This window comes from Flagellimonas olearia, from assembly GCF_004150225.1.
Taxonomy (GTDB): Bacteria; Bacteroidota; Bacteroidia; order Flavobacteriales; family Flavobacteriaceae; genus Flagellimonas; species Flagellimonas olearia.
This window is the reverse complement of the sequence record NZ_ML142911.1, coordinates 196,365-214,992: the sequence shown is the minus strand read 5'-3', so window position 1 is coordinate 214,992 and position 18,628 is coordinate 196,365. Positions and strand designations below refer to the sequence as shown.

15 protein-coding genes and 1 riboswitch are annotated in these 18,628 nt (G+C 44.8%); of the genes, 13 read left to right on the top strand and 2 right to left on the bottom strand.

What is annotated here, in order from left to right; all coding sequences use genetic code 11:
- Both DN53_RS12980 and DN53_RS12975 read right to left on the bottom strand, forming a co-directional pair.
- On the bottom strand, window positions 1-213 hold the full coding sequence (locus DN53_RS12980; RefSeq protein WP_129654764.1) for a hypothetical protein: 213 nt from the start codon (window positions 211-213) through the stop codon (window positions 1-3).
- Between the two features lie 116 nt (window positions 214-329).
- Complete coding sequence (locus tag DN53_RS12975) at window positions 330-947, bottom strand: deoxynucleoside kinase (RefSeq protein ID WP_129654762.1); 618 nt, start codon at window positions 945-947, stop codon at window positions 330-332.
- A gap of 322 nt (window positions 948-1,269) precedes the next feature.
- On the opposite strand from DN53_RS12975, the gene metK reads away from it, so the two are divergent.
- The 13 genes from metK to DN53_RS12910 all read left to right on the top strand — a co-directional run bounded on the left by metK (window position 1,270) and on the right by DN53_RS12910 (window position 18,582).
- Window positions 1,270-2,523 (top strand): methionine adenosyltransferase, encoded by a 1,254-nt coding sequence (metK, locus tag DN53_RS12970; protein ID WP_129654760.1) that lies wholly within the window; start codon window positions 1,270-1,272, stop codon window positions 2,521-2,523.
- A gap of 104 nt (window positions 2,524-2,627) precedes the next feature.
- Window positions 2,628-4,562, top strand: a complete 1,935-nt coding sequence (locus tag DN53_RS12965; RefSeq protein ID WP_129654758.1) for a CocE/NonD family hydrolase — start codon at window positions 2,628-2,630, stop codon at window positions 4,560-4,562.
- Between the two features lie 74 nt (window positions 4,563-4,636).
- Window positions 4,637-4,746, top strand: a riboswitch (SAM riboswitch).
- Window positions 4,747-4,856: 110 nt separating this feature from the next.
- Window positions 4,857-6,134 carry an O-acetylhomoserine aminocarboxypropyltransferase/cysteine synthase family protein gene (locus DN53_RS12960; RefSeq protein WP_129654756.1) on the top strand — a complete coding sequence of 426 codons (1,278 nt, stop codon included), beginning with the start codon at window positions 4,857-4,859 and terminating at the stop codon, window positions 6,132-6,134.
- Window positions 6,135-6,166: 32 nt separating this feature from the next.
- Window positions 6,167-9,550, top strand: a complete 3,384-nt coding sequence (thrA, locus tag DN53_RS12955; protein ID WP_129654754.1) for a bifunctional aspartate kinase/homoserine dehydrogenase I — start codon at window positions 6,167-6,169, stop codon at window positions 9,548-9,550.
- The gene (locus DN53_RS12950) at window positions 9,547-10,719 is read left to right on the top strand and encodes a trans-sulfuration enzyme family protein (RefSeq protein ID WP_129654752.1); all 1,173 of its coding nucleotides are present in this window, start codon (window positions 9,547-9,549) and stop codon (window positions 10,717-10,719) included. The genes thrA and DN53_RS12950 overlap by 4 nt, the downstream gene beginning before the upstream one ends.
- 58 nt (window positions 10,720-10,777) lie before the next feature.
- Window positions 10,778-11,188 (top strand): RrF2 family transcriptional regulator, encoded by a 411-nt coding sequence (locus DN53_RS12945; protein WP_116217323.1) that lies wholly within the window; start codon window positions 10,778-10,780, stop codon window positions 11,186-11,188.
- A gap of 180 nt (window positions 11,189-11,368) precedes the next feature.
- Complete coding sequence (locus DN53_RS12940) at window positions 11,369-11,635, top strand: DUF2061 domain-containing protein (RefSeq protein ID WP_129654750.1); 267 nt, start codon at window positions 11,369-11,371, stop codon at window positions 11,633-11,635.
- 11 nt (window positions 11,636-11,646) lie between these two features.
- Entirely contained in the window at window positions 11,647-12,270 is a 624-nt protein-coding gene (locus tag DN53_RS12935; RefSeq protein WP_129654747.1) for a phosphoadenosine phosphosulfate reductase domain-containing protein, read from the top strand.
- A 62-nt stretch (window positions 12,271-12,332) separates the two neighbouring features.
- Entirely contained in the window at window positions 12,333-13,271 is a 939-nt protein-coding gene (gene cysD, locus DN53_RS12930) for a sulfate adenylyltransferase subunit CysD (RefSeq protein ID WP_417935929.1), read from the top strand.
- A gap of 13 nt (window positions 13,272-13,284) precedes the next feature.
- Window positions 13,285-14,532, top strand: coding sequence for a sulfate adenylyltransferase subunit 1 (locus DN53_RS12925; RefSeq protein WP_129654744.1), 1,248 nt, complete (start codon window positions 13,285-13,287; stop codon window positions 14,530-14,532).
- Between the two features lie 83 nt (window positions 14,533-14,615).
- On the top strand, window positions 14,616-16,706 hold the full coding sequence (locus DN53_RS12920) for a HEPN domain-containing protein (protein WP_129654741.1): 2,091 nt from the start codon (window positions 14,616-14,618) through the stop codon (window positions 16,704-16,706).
- Window positions 16,699-17,475 (top strand): uroporphyrinogen-III C-methyltransferase, encoded by a 777-nt coding sequence (cobA, locus tag DN53_RS12915; RefSeq protein WP_129654738.1) that lies wholly within the window; start codon window positions 16,699-16,701, stop codon window positions 17,473-17,475. Before DN53_RS12920 ends, cobA begins: the two co-directional genes overlap by 8 nt.
- A 45-nt stretch (window positions 17,476-17,520) precedes the next feature.
- The gene (locus DN53_RS12910; RefSeq protein ID WP_116217328.1) at window positions 17,521-18,582 is read left to right on the top strand and encodes an NAD(P)/FAD-dependent oxidoreductase; all 1,062 of its coding nucleotides are present in this window, start codon (window positions 17,521-17,523) and stop codon (window positions 18,580-18,582) included.
- Window positions 18,583-18,628 lie beyond the last annotated feature (46 nt).

Here is an 18,628-nt window from a genome sequence, read left to right as displayed (position 1 = left end):
TTATTTCTGGATTTCCAACAGCTCCATGGCCTTTTTCAACTCTTCTTGGAGTTCATTAAAGCCAATGGCATGGCCAATGTTGATGAACTCCTGAAAATGGCTCCGAAGATTTTGATATAATGTTTCTCTAAGTTGATTGCTCAATTGTACCACTTCCTTGGTCTGTTCCATGCGTTCCAACTGCTTGTAAAGCTTTATGATATCTGAATTCATGGTGTTGGTTTTCTGATTTTTACAGGGTAAAATCTTGAATACAAAAACTAAATATACCCATATCCCTTCAAAAAAGGAGCGGTATAAAGTTGATAAATAAGTTCTGGCGTAAAAAATTATTCAAACAAGCCGTGGATCTCCGCGTCAATGCGGTTGATCACCTCACCCAAATCCTCGGGGGAGTCCACAAAGTTGAGGTTGTCCACATCAAAAATGAGCAATTTTCCTTTTTCGTAGGTATTGGCCCAAGCTTCGTATCGTTCGTTCAATCGGCTGAGGTAGTCAATGGAGATGCTGTTCTCGTAATCCCGCCCACGCTTGTGGATCTGGTTCACCAAATTGGGAATGGAACTGCGAAGGTAGATCAACAGGTCTGGCGGTTGCACCAAGCTCTCCATCAACTCAAAAAGGCTTTTGTAGTTTTCAAAATCCCGGTTGGTCATCAACCCCATGGCATGCAGGTTGGGCGCAAAAATATGGGCATCCTCATAGATGGTCCTGTCTTGGATCACATCCATACCAGTTTCACGGATTTTAAGGATTTGTCGGTAACGACTGTTCAAAAAGTAGATCTGCAGGTTAAAACTCCATCGTTCCATTTGGGTGTAGAAATCATCCAGGTACGGATTGTCCACTACATCCTCAAAATGGGCGTCCCACTTATAATGTTTGGCAAGTAAGTTGGTTAAGGTGGTCTTTCCGGCGCCAATGTTTCCTGCTACCGCAATATGCATGGGATGATGTTGTTTAAAGTTGGTGTATTAGGTTGGGGAACCAACGCGCAATATACAAAGTATATCCAGTAGAAGAAAAAAAACCGGTTGAAATGGGAAACTTGTGAACAGTGATAAAACAAAGTTTTAAAATATGTTGCAAATATGTACTTTTGCCCATCTGAATGAGGATAGATTTGACTGATTGCAACCTCAGTCGCCCAAAGGTTGGGTGTACAAAAATGCTAAAGCAGTTTATACTGAACCTGGTTCGGGCTTCTTGGTGAAGCATTGTAAACTTCTTACGGCCTTTCCGTCAAAACTATCCATTTAAATTAGAATCATGGCATATTTGTTTACCTCAGAATCGGTAAGTGAGGGACACCCAGATAAAATTGCAGATCAGATCAGTGATGCCCTTTTGGATAATTTTTTGGCCTTTGACCCCGAGAGCAAAGTGGCCTGTGAAACCTTGGTGACCACGGGGCAGGTGGTTTTGGCGGGTGAAGTGAAAAGCCATACCTATTTGGACTTGCAGAGCATTGCCCGGGAAGTCATAAATAATATTGGCTATACCAAAGGGGAGTATAAGTTCAGTGGCGATTCCTGCGGGGTGATTTCCTTGATCCATGAGCAATCCCAAGAAATCAACCAAGGAGTAGATCGCGGAAGCAAGGAAGAGCAAGGTGCCGGTGACCAGGGAATGATGTTCGGGTATGCCACCAAGGAAACCGACAACTACATGCCCTTGGCCTTGGATATTTCGCACAAGATCTTACAGGTTTTGGCAGAATTGCGACGTGAAGGCACTCAATTGACCTATCTACGACCTGATGCCAAGGCACAGGTGACCATAGAATATTCAGACGATAACGTGCCACAACGCATTGATACCATTGTGGTCTCCACCCAGCACGATGAGTTTGGAACGGATGCCGAGATGCAGGCCAAGATCAAGGAAGATGTAATCCATATATTGATTCCAAGGGTCAAGGAACTTTTGCCTGAAAACATCCAGAAACTATTCAACGATACCATCAAATACCACGTGAACCCCACTGGAAAATTTGTGATTGGTGGCCCACATGGCGATACGGGCCTAACCGGTCGTAAGATCATTGTGGATACCTATGGTGGAAAGGGAGCCCATGGTGGTGGTGCCTTTAGTGGAAAAGACCCCAGTAAGGTGGACCGCAGCGCGGCCTATGCGGCGCGACATATTGCCAAAAACTTGGTGGCCGCCGGAGTGGCCAATGAAATTTTGGTGCAGGTGAGTTACGCCATTGGGGTAGTGGAACCCACTTCCATTTTTGTGGATACCTATGGAACCGCCAATGTGGATCTGACCGACGGCGAGATTGCCAAAAAGGCATCCGAACTCTTTGATATGAGACCTTTTGCCATTGAGGAACGCCTAAAACTGCGTAATCCCATTTATTTGGAGACGGCAGCCTATGGTCATATGGGAAAACAACCCCAAACCTTGACCAAGGTGTTTGAGTCGCCCTACAATGGAAAAGTAGAAAGGGAAGTGGAACTCTTCACTTGGGAAAAATTGGATAAGGTGGATGCCGTGAAAGCAGCCTTCAACCTATAAAGAAAAATAACCACACTAAACGAAGGAGTCTCGAAAGGGGCTCCTTTTTTGTTTGGGATACTCTGTGGAACTTTAGTAGTTTTAGGGAATCTAAATACAAAGTGATGAAAAGTTTGGTAAGGATTCTGTTTCTAAGTGTTTCTCTGTTGTTTGTGGTCAGTAGTTGTAAGAAGGTCATAAAAACCGAGACTCAACCCGTTGATACTTATGTACAAGATCATTACACCAAGCAGGAAGTGGACATTGAAATGCGGGATGGGGTAACACTGCACACCACCATATATTCCCCAAAGGACACATCCAAAGAATATCCCATTTTGATGCAACGGACTCCCTATAGCTCCCGTCCTTATGGTGAGGGCAATTTTAGAACGCAAATCGGACCCAATGTGCATTTAATGAAGGAAGGGAACATTATTGTGTACCAAGATGTGAGGGGGCGTTGGCTCAGTGAGGGGCATTATGAGAACATGCGGGCCTATATTCCCAATAAGACCTCGAAAGAACAAGTGGATGAAAGCTCGGATACCTACGACACCATTGATTGGTTGGTAAACAATGTGGACAACAACAACGGCAATGTTGGGGTTTGGGGAATTTCGTATCCTGGATACTATGCCACCTATGCCACGGTGGATGCGCATCCGGCTTTAAAGGCGGCTTCACCCCAAGCTTGTATCGGGGATTTCTTTTTTGACGACTTTCACCACAACGGGGCCTATTTGTTGAGCTATTTTAGGGCCACCTCCCTTTTTGGAACACCACGTCCCAATGGGGATCAGCCCATCGACACCGCATGGTATGTGTTGCCGGAATTGCCTACGGAAGATCAATATCAATTCTTCTTGGATGCCGGCCCCTTGAAAAACCTGGATTACTTTTTTGAGTATGAGACCGCCGACACCCCAAAAATGCGTCCCGAAGGTGTGACCGATGACTTTTTCTGGAATGAGCTAAAGGAACATCCCAATTATGATGAGATGTGGCAAAGCAAGGGACTCATCCAACACTTAAAAAATGTAAAGAGCCATGTGGCCACCATGATTGTGGGAGGATGGTTTGATGCCGAAGATCTTTACGGGCCTTTGGAAACCTACAAAAACATTGAAAAATATAATGAGGGTAACTACAACACCATGGTTTTTGGTCCGTGGGATCATGGACGTTGGTCCAGACGGGATGGCCGAAGCTTGGTGGGCAATTATTATTTTGGGGATTCCATTGCAGAGTTTTATCAGGATAATATCGAAACCAAATTCTTCAACCATTTCTTGAAGGGTGATGGCGATATGAATTCCGGCCTTCCCGAAGCCTATGTGTTTGACACGGGTAAAAAGGAATGGAAACAATACGATACATGGCCGCCCGCAAATATGATGAAACAGACCCTATACCTTTCAGAAAATCAAGAATTGACCTTGGAACAAAAAGGAACCGAAGGAATCCAGTTTATCAGTGATATAAAAAAGCCGGTACCTTATTCCGAAGATGTGAAAACCGTGTTCACCCCGAGAAAGTACATGACGGATGATCAACGCTTTGCTGCAAGGCGTTCCGATGTGTTGGTGTTTGAAACCGAGGTGATGGATGAGGACCTTACCTTGGCGGGAGATATTATGGCGCATTTAAAAGTGGCCACTACGGGAACAGCGGCCGATTGGATTGTCAAGGTGATTGATGTGCATCCTGCTGATGCCGAAACCAACGAGGAAATGCAGGACCACCTTAAAATGAGCAATTATCATTTGATGGTACGGAGCGAGGTTCTGCGTGGGCGTTTCCGTAATAGCTTTTCCAATCCAGAACCTTTTACGCCCAATCAGAAGACCGATGTGGATATTAAACTCCAAGATGTGTTCCATACGGTGAAGAAAGGGCATAAATTACAGATTCAGGTGCAGAGTACGTGGTTTCCCCTTATCGACTTGAACCCGCAGACCTATGTGGACAATATTTTCAAGGCGGATGAATCCGACTTTAAGACCCAGACGCATACCGTTTTTACCGATTCGAACATTGAGTTTTCGGTTTTACGCTAATTTTTGCCAAAAGATTAGGAATTTCGGTGTTTCCATCAGTATATTTGTCCCCACAAGTTCAAACACGTATTGATTAGTTATCAAGAAAGGTGGAGGGAATAGACCCTGTGAAGCCTTAGCAACCCTTGGCCCCTAGTGTCAAGAAGGTGCTACATTCTATCCTGTTAATGGGAATAGATAACGACGATCGATTTTTTTCGATTTCACTTTCTTATAACTTTTTGATTTATCTATGGGCCATGCCCTTGGGTTTGACTTTTACGTATTGTTTCAAAAATTTAAAAAAGAAAAGTCATGAGTAATCAAAAATTTGCAACCAACGCTTTACATGCCGGACACGATACTACCCAAACAGCGGGTACAAGGGCAGTGCCTATTTATCAGTCCACCTCGTATGTGTTCAACAACACGGACCATGCTGCCAACTTGTTTTCCTTGGCAGAATTGGGCTTTATCTACACCCGATTGAACAACCCAACCAACCAGATTTTACAAGATCGTTTGGCAGCGGTTGAAGGCGGTGTGGGTGCTGTGGTATTTGCTTCCGGGACATCCGCGATTTCAACTGGGTTGTTGACCCTACTAAGGGCGGGAGACCATATTGTGGCTTCGAGCAGTTTGTATGGAGGTACCTATAACTTGTTGAATGTGACCTTGCCAAGGTTGGGCATTACCACCACTTTTGTGGATGCATCCGACCCTTCCAATTTTGCGGCCGCCGTGCAGGATAATACCCGTGCCTTTTTTGTGGAATCTTTGGGAAATCCGAAGTTGGATGTGCTCGATTTAAAAGGAATATCCAAGGAAGCCAAAGCGGCACAAGTTCCTTTTATTGTGGACAATACTGTGGCTACTCCCGGGTTGTTGAACCCGATAGAGCATGGGGCCAATTTGGTGATCCATTCTCTGACAAAATACATTGGTGGTCAAGGTAACTCCTTGGGAGGAGCCATCATCGATGCCGGTACGTTTGATTGGGCCAATGGGAAATTCCCTGAATTTACAGAGCCCTCCGCAGGTTACCACGGTTTGGTATACCACGAAGCCTTGGGTGCTGCAGCCTTTACCTTTAAATTGATTTTGGAAGGACTGCGTGATTTTGGTGGAGCTTTGAGTCCGTTTAATGCCTTCCAGATTTTACAAGGGTTGGAAACCTTGCCTGTTCGAATCAAACAGCACAGCGAAAATGCATTGGCATTGGCGGAATGGCTGGAAAGCAGGGATGAGGTTGCCTGGGTCAATTATCCTGGATTAAAAAGTAGTGAGTACAATGATTTGGCCAAGGAATATTTGCCAAAAGGCCAAAGTGGAATCGTTACCTTTGGGGTAAAAGGTGGGTTTGAGGCTGCCAAACAGCTGACCGATGCCACCCAGATATTTTCATTGTTGGCGAATATTGGCGATACCAAATCCTTGATCATACACCCTGCCAGCACCACGCACCAACAATTGAACGAAGAACAACAGGAAAGTGCCGGTGTGACCCAAGATTTAATTCGATTGTCGGTAGGTCTTGAGGATATCGAAGATTTAAAAGCCGATTTGGAGCAGGCCTTTGCATCCATCGGATAAAATAATAGAATACGCATATTACAGATACTTTCATGTTACAGCATCTTAACATACCGCAATTCACCACACAAAATGGTACCGCCCAGGATATGCAATTGTCATATCAGCTTTTTGGGCAGCCATTGTATTCGGCTCCCATTGTTTTGGTGAACCATGCCCTTACCGGAAATTCCAATGTGGCCGGTGAACACGGTTGGTGGTCCGATCTTATTGGTAAGGATAAGTCCATCAACACCGACATCTATACCATTTTGTCTTTTAACATTCCGGGAAATGGTCATGACGGTTTTGTAATCGACAATTACAAGGATTTTGTGGCAGGGGATATCGCAAGGATTTTTCTTTTGGGGTTGCAACAGTTGAAGATAGACCGATTGTATGCCATCATTGGTGGTTCTTTGGGTGGGGGTATTGCCTGGGAAATGGCCGCATTGAACCCAAGGATCACGGAACATCTGATTCCCGTAGCCTCGGATTGGAAGTCCACGGACTGGCTTATTGCCAATTGCCAGATCCAAGAGCAGTTTTTGGTGAACTCCAAGCAGCCTGTTCACGATGCCCGTATGCATGCGATGCTCTGTTATAGAACTCCAGAATCCTTCAAGGAGCGTTTCAAACGGAGTACCAATGAGGAGCTTCAGGTCTTTAACGTGGAGAGCTGGTTGATGCACCATGGAAAGAAACTTCAGGAGCGGTTCCAATTATCGGCCTATAAACTGATGAACCAATTGTTGAAGACCATAGACATCACCCGAAATGGGGATGAGGGTTTCAAGGAACTTCAGGATAGTGATACCAAGATCCATATAATTGGGGTCAACTCGGATTTGTTCTTTACGGCTGAAGAAAACAGGGAAACCTTTAAACGCTTGGCCCAGGCCAACACCAATGTCACCTATGGTGAAGTGCAGTCGTTGCATGGCCATGATGCTTTTTTAATGGAGTTTGAACAGCTGGAAAAGTTGTTGGAAGCCGTTTTCCCCAAAAAGGGAAAACAAGAGCGCATCAAGGTCTTGAAGTTTGGAGGGAAGTCCTTGGCCAATGGTGAGGGAATTGAAAGGGTGTTGAACATCATCACCAAAAGGGCGGCCGCCCATGAGAATTTTGCCGTGGTGGTCTCGGCCCGGGGCAAGGCCACGGACCAATTGGAGAACATGCTTGAAAAAGCGACAAGAGGTGAGGAGTTTGAAGAAGCTCTAGCTGCTTTTTCCGCCTACCAGAAGAATGGTTTTTTCGTAGCTATTGAAGAAGAACTTAAATCCATAGAGAAAATATTGAGTGGGGTATTCCTCACCGGGGATTATAGCCTGAGGACGAAAGATGAGTTGTTGTCTTTTGGGGAATTGATCTCCGGCAAGACCGTTGCCACACTTCTAAATGAAGCGGGGTTAAAGGCGCAGTTGATAGATTCCAGAAGTTTGATCAAGACCGATGATACCTATAGCAATGCCGAGGTGGACCAGAGTCTTTCCAAAGAAAATGTGATCCGTTGCTTCCATGATCTGGATTCGGATACCATTCCAGTGGTGACCGGTTTCATTGCTTCCAACAAAGATGGGGTAACCACCACTTTGGGTAGGAATGGTACTAACTATTCGGCTGCTTTGTTGGCCAATTTCTTGGATGCATCAGAACTCATCAATTATACCCATGTGGATGGTATTTTTACGGCCAACCCAGATTTGGTGAGCGATGCCAAGCTCATTGATGTGATATCGTATGACGAAGCGAATGAACTGGCCAATTTTGGGGCAACCATTCTGCATGCGAAGACCATAATCCCGCTTATTGAAAAGAACATTCCTTTGCGCATCTGCAACACGTTCAATGATGATAACGAAGGAACCCTGATTGGTCCAAAAACCCAAAATGGGGGTATCAAGTCCCTTTCGGTTTTAGACAATATGGCCCTCATTAACTTGGAAGGAAGGGGCCTTTTGGGCAAGGTAGGTATAGATGCCCGGATCTTTAGGGCGTTGGGTCAGAACGATATCAGCGTTGGGATCATTTCCCAAGGCTCTTCGGAACGGGGGATTGGTTTGGTGGTCGATTTATCCAAAGCGGAGAAGGCCAAAAAAGTCTTGGATGCAGAGTTTGAGACCGACTACTCATCGCAGGACATCAACCAGATAACCGTGACCAAGGATGTATCGGTCATCTCCATTGTGGGAATGGACCTGAGCAGCTTTCATAAACCTTTCAACGCCTTGGCGAAGAATCAGGTGATTCCCTTGCTTTTTAACAATACCGTTACAGGCAAGAATGTAAGCATGGTGATGAAGAAAGCAGACCTTCATAAAGCCATCAATGTGATTCACGGGCAAATTTTTGGCATTGCCAAAAAAGTGAACCTGGCCATTTTCGGACACGGTAATGTGGGTGGTACGCTGATCGATCAAATCTTGGATTCCCAAAAAAGCATAGAGGAACGAAAAGGCATTGGCTTTCGAGTATTTGCGGTGGCCAATTCCAAAAAGGTATTGTTGGATGCGTCTGGAATTGGATCGGATTGGAAGGAAAGATTGGAAACGGAAGGAATCCCTTACCAGATGGAAAGTGTGGTGTCCTTTGCGCAAACCCATCACTTGGAAAACCTCATTGCAGTGGACAATACCGCGAGCAAGTCTTTTGTGGAGAACTATGAAACCTTGGTCAAGCACGGTTTTGATTTGGTCTCTTCCAATAAAATAGCCAATACGCTGAGCTTCGAGAAATACAAATCCATACGAAAGTGCTTGGATAAAAATCAAAAACAGTACTTGTACGAAACCAATGTGGGCGCAGGGCTCCCCTTGATCGATACCATTAAGCTCCTGCATCTTTCAGGGGAGAACATAACCAGGATCAAAGGGGTGTTTTCAGGTTCGTTGAGCTATATTTTCAACACCTTTTCGGAGCAGGACATCCCGTTCTCATCCATTGTCAAGGAAGCTATGGAGAAGGGATATACCGAGCCGGACCCGCGTGAGGATCTATCAGGTAACGATGTGGGTAGGAAACTGTTGATCTTGGCGCGAGAACTGGATCTTCAAAATGAATTTTCAGATATAGAAGTGGAAAATCTAATCCCAGAGGAATTAAGGACACTGGAATTTGATGCCTTCATGGAGAAGATTGGGAATATGGATACCATCTATGATGACATTAAAAACGCACAAAAGGAAAACCATGTGCTCCGTTATGTGGGAGATCTTCATGGCGATCTTCAACAAGACAAGGGTGTCTTGGAAGTGAAATTGGTGTCTGTGCCCAAAGAAAGTGCTTTGGGGCAGGTAAAGGGGTCGGATTCCATTATTGAAATCTATACCGAGTCCTATGGAGAGAACCCATTGGTGATCCAAGGAGCAGGGGCAGGAGCAGCTGTAACGGCCCGAGGGGTTTTTGGGGATATATTAAGAATAGCAGAAAAGATATGAGCGAGCATAAGAAGCAATTTGAAACGGAAGCGATCAGAACGCAAATGGAGCGTTCCCAATATTTGGAACATTCTGCACCCATGTACCTTACTTCAAGCTTTGTGTTTGAGGATGCCGAGGACATGAGGGTCTCCTTCGCAGAGGAAAAGGACCGCAATATTTATTCGCGTTACGCCAATCCAAACTCCTCTGAGTTTATCGATAAGGTTTGTAAAATGGAGGGAGCCGAAAGTGGTTTTGCCTTTGCATCGGGTATGGCTGCCGTATTTTCTACCCTGGCAGCGCTGTTGGATAGTGGCGACCATATCATCTCTTCCAAAAGCATATTTGGGTCTACCCATAGCCTTTTTACACAGTTTTTTCCAAAATGGAACATTGGTACCAGCTATTTTGATGCCAATGATTTGGACAGTATAGAGGCATTGATCACGCCCAAAACCAAGATCATTTATGCCGAATCGCCTACTAACCCAGGTGTGGATGTATTGGATTTGGAGGCATTGGGGAATATTGCCAAAAAACACGGGCTTATTTTTATTATCGATAATTGTTTTGCTTCGCCCTATTTGCAACAGCCCATTAAGTTTGGTGCAGATTTGGTGATTCACTCCGGGACCAAGCTCATGGATGGTCAGGGACGGGTTTTGGCCGGCATTACCGTGGGAAGCCATGAGTTGGTGGACAAGGTATACCGTTTTTCCAGAATAACTGGGCCAGCGCTTTCCCCGTTCAATGCATGGGTGTTGTCCAAAAGTTTGGAAACATTGGCCATACGGGTGGACAGGCATTGTGCGAATGCTTTGGAGTTGGCCAATTATCTGGAAAAGCACGATAAAGTGGAGTGGGTAAAATATCCGTTTTTAAAGTCGCATCCCCAATATGAAATTGCCAAAAAGCAGATGAAGGCCGGAGGTTGTGTGGTGGCCTTTGAAGTAAAGGGAGGACTGGAAGAAGGGCGTAGATTTTTCAATAGCATAAAATTGTTGTCCCTTTCTGCCAATTTAGGGGATTCTCGAAGTATAGTAACGCACCCGGCATCTACCACGCACAGTAAACTCACCAAAGAGGAACGGGAGGCCGTTGGGATTTCAGATGGTACGGTACGGGTTTCGGTTGGACTGGAACACATACAGGACATTATAGCGGATATTGAGCAGGCTTTGGGCTAAAACCCTTACAAGCTATATTTTTGAATAGCGGATTGTTAATTTTCGCTATATTCGTGGGATGCTCTCCAAGAAGACAAAATATGGCTTAAAGGCTTTGGCTTACCTTGCTACGGTAGGGGATAAAGAGCCCGTTCAGATTGCCGAGATCGCCAAACATGAGAACATCTCCCAAAAGTTTTTGGAAAGTATCTTGCTTACTCTTAGAAGAAATGGCTTTTTAGGTTCCAAAAAAGGAAAAGGTGGAGGGTACTATCTGATTAAAGACCCTAGCGAAATTCTAATGACTTCGGTAATGCGGGTACTGGAAGGGCCTATTGCAATGGTTCCCTGTGTCAGCCTCAATTTCTACGAAAAATGTGATGACTGTCCGGACGAAGGAGAGTGTTCTGTGCACAAATTGATGCTCCAAGTAAGGGACAGTGCCTTGGAAGTATACCGGAACAACACCCTGGCAGACCTTATTTCTTAGGTCGAAATCCATTAATTTTTAGAACCAACGATCAAGAAATCGATAAAAGTCGACCTGTAATCTAATTAATCTACTAAAACTATAGGATAAAAGTAATTTTATACGGATTTTAACAATCTACTTTAATGAAAAATTCTATTTTTGAAATCCCTAGTAAACCGATAGGATAAAATAAAACAAATGATTGCAGACCAACTCGTAGCTCATAAGACCAAAGAAGAGAGTGCTACCTATAAGAAGGACAGAAGCTCCGAAAGTCCAAAGCGTAGTATTGTAAAATCTATTAGTTGGAGGATGGTAGGCACATTGGACACCATCATTATATCATGGATCATAACCGGGACCTTGTCTTTGGCTTTTTCCATTGGTATGGTGGAGTTGGTTACCAAAATGGTGCTTTATTTTTTTCATGAGAGAATTTGGAATACAATCAAGTGGGGCAAATAAAATTTGATGATATGGCATTATCACTAGAAGAAATCCAGAATTTAAATCGCCAGTTCAAAGGCATTCCACCGGAAGAGATTATTTCTTGGGCCATTGGCCATGGGAAGAAATCTGTGGTTACCACTAACTTTCGACCTTATGAAGTCGCTATTCTTCATGCGGTGACCGAAGTGAATAAAAGCACTCCGGTTATTTGGTGTGATACGGGATATAATACGCCCAACACCTATAAGCATGCAGAGGAGTTGATTTCGCGCTTGGGGTTGAACGTTAAGTTGTATGTGCCTAAACAGACTTCGGCGCATAGGGATGCTGTCATGGGGATTCCACAAATAGATGACCCAAGGCACAAGGAATTTACGGAACAGGTAAAGCTGGAGCCTTTTAGAAGGGCTATGGAAGAGCATCAACCCGATGTGTGGTTCACCAATTTGCGCAAAGGTCAGACGACCCACCGGGATTCGTTGGACGTGTTGAGCTTGAGCAAGGATGGGGTTCTTAAGGTAAGCCCATTTTATCACTGGAGCGATACCCAGTTGGATGCATATCTCAACACGCACAAATTGCCCAACGAGCACAAATATTTCGACCCAACAAAAGTATTGGAGAACCGTGAATGCGGTCTGCATACCTAAATCATAAACTAATTCTGCCTCGAGAGCAATCGAGAGAACATAAACACAATACATTGAGCACAATCACAGAAGAATTGCAAAACCCAGAAACCCAAAACCTGACCGATAGGCCAAGGGCCAATGCATTGGAGCATGAGGCCATTTATATTATCCGTGAGGTTGCGGCACAGTTTGAAAAACCCGTACTGTTGTTTTCGGGAGGAAAGGATTCCATAACCTTGGTCCGATTGGCCCAAAAGGCATTTTGGCCCGCCAAGATTCCGTTTCCCCTAATGCACATTGATACCGGCCATAACTTCCCCGAAACCATAGAGTTCAGGGATAAATTGGTAGAGGAATTGGGTGTGGAGCTTATTGTACGTAATGTTCAGGATTCCATTGATCAAGGAAAGGTAGTGGAGGAAACTGGAAAATATGCCAGTAGAAACATGTTGCAGACCACCACTCTTTTGGATGCCATTGAGGAATTCAAATTCGATGCCTGTATAGGTGGTGCCCGTCGCGATGAGGAAAAGGCCCGTGCCAAGGAACGTATTTTTTCGGTTCGGGATGATTTTGGCCAGTGGGACGAAAAAAACCAACGCCCGGAATTGTTCGATATGTTGAACGGTGAAATAGAGATGGGTCAGAATGTTAGGGTATTTCCTATTAGCAACTGGACCGAGTTGGACGTATGGAGCTATATCCAAAAAGAAAATATTGAGATTCCTTCCATATACTTTGCCCACAAAAGAAATACCTTCTTAAGGGATGGATTGATTTGGTCTGCAGAGGACGATGTGGTTTTTAGGGCCGATGATGAACAAGTGGAAGAGCGTGTGGTGCGTTTCAGAACGGTAGGGGATATGTCCTGTACCGCTGCGGTGGAATCCCATGCCGATACCATCGATAAGGTAGTGTCAGAGATCAGAAGTTCAAAAATCTCGGAAAGAGGTGCGCGAATCGATGACAAACGCTCCGAAGCCGCCATGGAAAAACGTAAACAACAAGGATACTTTTAAGAAGAAAAGAAACATGGAAGTTTTAAAAATAGCAACAGCAGGAAGCGTAGATGACGGTAAAAGTACCTTGATAGGACGCTTGCTTTACGATACTAAATCCTTGACCGAGGATAAACTGGAGGCCATAGAGCGTACCAGTAAACAAAAAGGATACGATTACCTGGATTTTTCCTTGGCAACTGATGGATTGGTGGCCGAAAGGGAGCAGGGCATCACCATTGATGTGGCCCACATCTACTTTTCAACCGAGTCCAAGAGTTATATCATTGCTGATACCCCCGGGCACGTGGAATATACCCGTAACATGGTTACCGGGGCCTCCACATCCCAAGCAGCCATTATTTTGATAGATGCGCGAAAAGGGGTTATCGAACAGACCAACAGGCACTTTTTTATCAATAACCTACTGAGGGTGAAGGATGTGATCGTGGCCATCAACAAGATGGATTTGGTTGATTTTTCAGAGGATGTCTTCAATGATATCAAGGCCGATTTTGAAGAATTGATGGGAAAAAGGGATTACCAGGAACAGAAAATCACCTTTATTCCCGTGAGTGCCCTCAAGGGAGACAATGTGGTGCATCATTCCGAAAACACCCCTTGGTACAATGGGCAAACCCTATTGGAGCACTTGGAAGAATTAAACCTTCAGGATATATACAATACTGGAACCCCAAGGTTCCCCGTACAGTACGTAATTCGTCCCAAGACCGATGAATTCCACGATTTCCGTGGATTTGCCGGAAAGGTATATGGTGGTGAATTGAGTGTGGGTGATGAAGTAGTGGTATTGCCTTCCATGACAAGGTCCAAAATTAAGGCGATATACTTTTATGATAAGGAATATCAAACCGCACCAAGACGTTCATCGGTGACCATTACCTTGGAAGATGAGGTAAATGTAAGCCGTGGGGATATGTTGGTGAAGACCGATGACCTGCCTACCATAGACAAGCAATTGACGGCAACGGTATCTTGGATGGATGCCGACCAGTTGACAACCGGTGGCAAGTATATTGTGCAGCACGGTGTAAACAAGGTATTGGCCAAAGTGGATGCCATTGAACATAAAATACATCCAGATTACTCCGGTATTGAAGAGAATGCCACGACCTTGCAGATGAACGATATTGCCAAAGTGCGATTCAAATTGAACAAGCCCATTTTTTATGACAAGTTCAAGGATCACCGAACCAATGGCTCGTTCATCATCATTGACAGTCGAACCAACACTACCGCGGGAGTAGGTTTTATCAGTTGATCTTACTTTAAAAATTAAAAACCCCATAGAGGGATAGAGGATTTATAACAAAATCCTATAAAATTGATAGGAAAAATAGAAAAATGAAAAGCTTCAGAACAGAAATAGAGAACCCTATAGTTGAAAAGGACATCATTGAATTGGAGAAAAAAATTCGCCAGTTCAAAGGAGGTGAAGTGGACGAGGAAAAGTTCAGGAGCCTTCGTTTGGCCCGTGGGGTGTACGGACAACGTCAGCCCGGGGTACAGATGGTACGGATAAAATTGCCCTATGGCAAGGTAACTTCCAATCAACTTTTGGGGATTTGCGACGTTTCCGATGAGTTTTCCAGGGGAAGATTGCATATTACCACCCGTCAGGATATCCAAATCCACTACGTGGACTTGGAAAGAACCCCTGAACTTTGGGCACAATTGGAAAAAGATGAAGTCACCATTCGCGAAGCCTGTGGAAATACGGTCCGAAACGTGACCGCTAGCGAAACCGCAGGGATTGATGTCAATGAACCTTTTGATGTTTCTCCCTATGCCCATGGAATTTTTGAATACTTTTTAAGAAACCCCATTGGGCAGGAAATGGGACGTAAATTCAAGGTTTCCTTTTCATCCAGTGATGAAGATACCGGCTTGTCCTACATGCACGATTTGGGCTTCATCGCCAAAATCCAAAACGGGGAAAGAGGCTTTAAGGTTATGTTGGCTGGTGGATTGGGCTCGCAGCCCCGCCATGCCGATGAACTCTATGAGTTCTTGCCCACAGACAAAATAGTTCCCTTGATGGAAGGCGTGATTCGTGTTTTTGACAGATACGGGGAGCGTAAAAGTCGTGCCAAGGCCCGTATGAAATTCTTGTTGAAGGATATTGGCTTGGATGGTTTCAAGGCACTTTTGGAAGAGGAGCAATTGGCCATACCTGTAAAATCGTATCCGATTGAATATCAAAACTATCCTGCGGTAAAAGTTGCTGAGGTGGAGACGCCCGAAGTCACCATCGAGGACAAAGAAGCATTCGCACAGTGGAAATCCACCAACTTGGTGCCCCAAAAACAGGATGGCTACGTAGCCATTGGCATCAAGGTGCTTTTGGGAGATTTTTATACCGATAAGGCTAGGGAATTGGCAAAACTGGTTCGCGATTATGCAGCCGGGGAAATACGACTTTCCTTAAGACAAAATATATTGATTCCGTTTGTAAAGGAAGAGTTGGTGCCTTTCTTTTATGTGGAGCTCCAAAAATTGGGTTTTGCAGAAGCAGGTTACAACAAGGCTTTGGACATCACCGCATGCCCGGGTACCGATACTTGTAATTTAGGTATTGCCAGTAGTACGGGGATTGCCGATGAGTTGGAGCGTGTGATCAAAGCGGAGTACCCACAGTATATCAGTAACCCTGATGTGGTAATTAAGATCAGTGGATGTATGAACGCCTGTGGGCAGCACAATATGGCCCATATCGGATTCCAAGGAATGTCCGTTCGTACCAAGGATAAATTGGTGGCTCCTGCTTTGCAGGTGCTATTGGGAGGTGGAAATCTTGGAAACGGGAATGGGAAGTTTGCCGATAAGGTGGCCAAAATCCCAAGTAAGAGAGGTCCAGAGGCCCTTCGTTTGATCTTGGATGATTTCGAGGCCAATGGCAATGGAGCATCCTATACTGAATACTACGAAAAACAAGGCCAGCATTATTTTTACGATTTCCTAAAGCCACTTACCGATGTGGAAAACCTTGCCCCGGAAGACTTTATTGATTGGGGAAATGAGGAAAAATACAAACAAGAGATAGGTGTAGGGGAATGTGCCGGTGTAGTGATCGATTTGGTGGCTACGTTGTTTTTCGAAAGTCAAGAAAAAATAGAGAATGCCGAAGAGGCCATTCAACAAGGGAAATGGGCGGCCAGTATCTACTACTCGTACCAGTCCATTGTGAATTCGGCCAAGGCGTTGCTTACTTCTGAAAAAGTGAAGACCAATACCCATTCCAGCATCATCAAGGATTTTGAGGAACTCTATGTGGCATCCGGGAAGATTGCCTTCGAGGGCGGTTTCGATACTTTGGCCCTCCAACTGAACAAAAATGAACCTTCTGAAGCCTTTGCCAAAAGCTACTTGGAAGATGCCAAGACTGTTTTGCAGCGATTGGAAGCCTTTAGAAAATTGGAATTGCAACATGCGTAGTGGAAAATTGACAGTGGTTGGGGCAGGCCCCGGTGATGTGGATTTGATTACCCTGAAAGGAATCAAGGCCCTTCAAAATGCAGACGTTGTCCTGTTCGACGCTTTGGTGGACCAACAATTGTTGGAGTACGCACCACAGGCCGAACAGATTTTCGTGGGAAAACGAAAAGGCTGTTACCGATATCAACAAGAACAGATCAATGAATTGATCGTACAACGGGCCAATATGGGCTTACATGTAGTACGTTTAAAAGGAGGTGACCCTTTTGTCTTTGGAAGAGGAGCGGAGGAAATGGAATACGCAGCCCAATATGGTCATGAAGTGGCCGTGGTGCCGGGTATTTCATCTTCGGTATCCGTACCTGCTTCGCAGAATATCCCAGTGACCAAAAGAGGAGCTTCCGAAAGTTTTTGGGTGATTACCGGAACCACAAAAGAGCACAAACTTTCCAATGATGTGGCTCTGGCCGCCAAGTCCAGCGCTACCGTGGTCATTCTTATGGGTATGTCCAAGTTGGGGGAGATCATGAAACTCTTCAAGAAAGAGGATAAACAAGATGTTCCCGTGGCCATTATCCAGAATGGCACCACGAGTCAGGAACGAGTGGGGATAGGAACGGTTGCCACCATTGAAGATACGGTAAGGGAACAAAAATTGGCCAATCCGGCCATCATTGTTATCGGTGAAGTGGTACAGCATCGCCAACAGATATTGGATATCCAGAAAGCATATCAAGAAAAGGGAAAAGAATTGTTTGAAAAAGTGTAAAAACGGTCTGGTAAACCATCGTCAAGACCGAATAAAAGTAGTATTATGATTAAAACAGACATCATTATAATTGGAGCGGGACCCACAGGATTGTTCACCGTTTTTGAAGCAGGTTTGTTGAAGCTTAAGTGTCATTTGATTGACGCTTTGGCCCAACCGGGAGGACAGTGTTCCGAAATCTACCCGAAGAAACCTATTTACGATATTCCAGCCTATCCCGAGATTTTGGCAGGCGACTTGGTGAGCAAGTTGATGGAGCAGATAAAACCTTTTGAACCCGGATTTACCTTGGGTGAACGCGCCGAAACTTTGGACAAGCAAGAGGATGGGTCTTTTATTGTCACAACCAGTAAGGGTACCCAACACCATGCCCCCGTTGTGGTTATTGCAGGGGGATTGGGTTCATTCGAGCCCAGAAAACCTTTGATAGCTAACTTGAATCTATTCGAGAGCAAGGGTGTGGAATACATGATCAAAGACCCTGAGGTGTTCCGGAACAAGAAAGTGGTCATTTCTGGAGGTGGGGATTCCGCCTTGGATTGGGCTATTTTCTTGGCCGATGTAGCTTCCGAAGTTTCTTTGGTGCACCGAAGAAATGAATTTAGAGGCGCTTTGGACTCCGTGGAAAAAGCAAGGGAATTGGCCAAATTGGGCAAGATCCAACTCTATACCGAAGCTGAGGTGAAGGAAATCCATGGGAAGGAAGATCTTCAGGCGGTCGTGATCAAGTATAACGATGAGACCAAGGAAGAGAGCTATGTGGAAACCGATTACTTTATTCCTTTGTTCGGTCTATCCCCAAAATTGGGACCTATTGGCAATTGGGGCTTGGAGATAGAGAAGAATGCCATCAAGGTAAACAATGCAAAGGACTACCAGACCAATATCCCCGGTGTATTTGCCATTGGTGATGTTAACACCTATGAAGGTAAGCTCAAGTTGATTTTGTCAGGTTTTCACGAAGCGGCCGTAATGTGCCAGTATGCCTATCAGATTATCAATCCAGATAAGCGCTACGTCATGAAATATACCACCGTAGGAGGTGTGGAAGGATTCGATGGGTCCAAAAAAGAAGCCAAAAAAGAAGTAGTACAGAGTATTTCATAATAGATACGGATTACTAAAGTAAAGACACCCTCCAAATGCTTTTGGG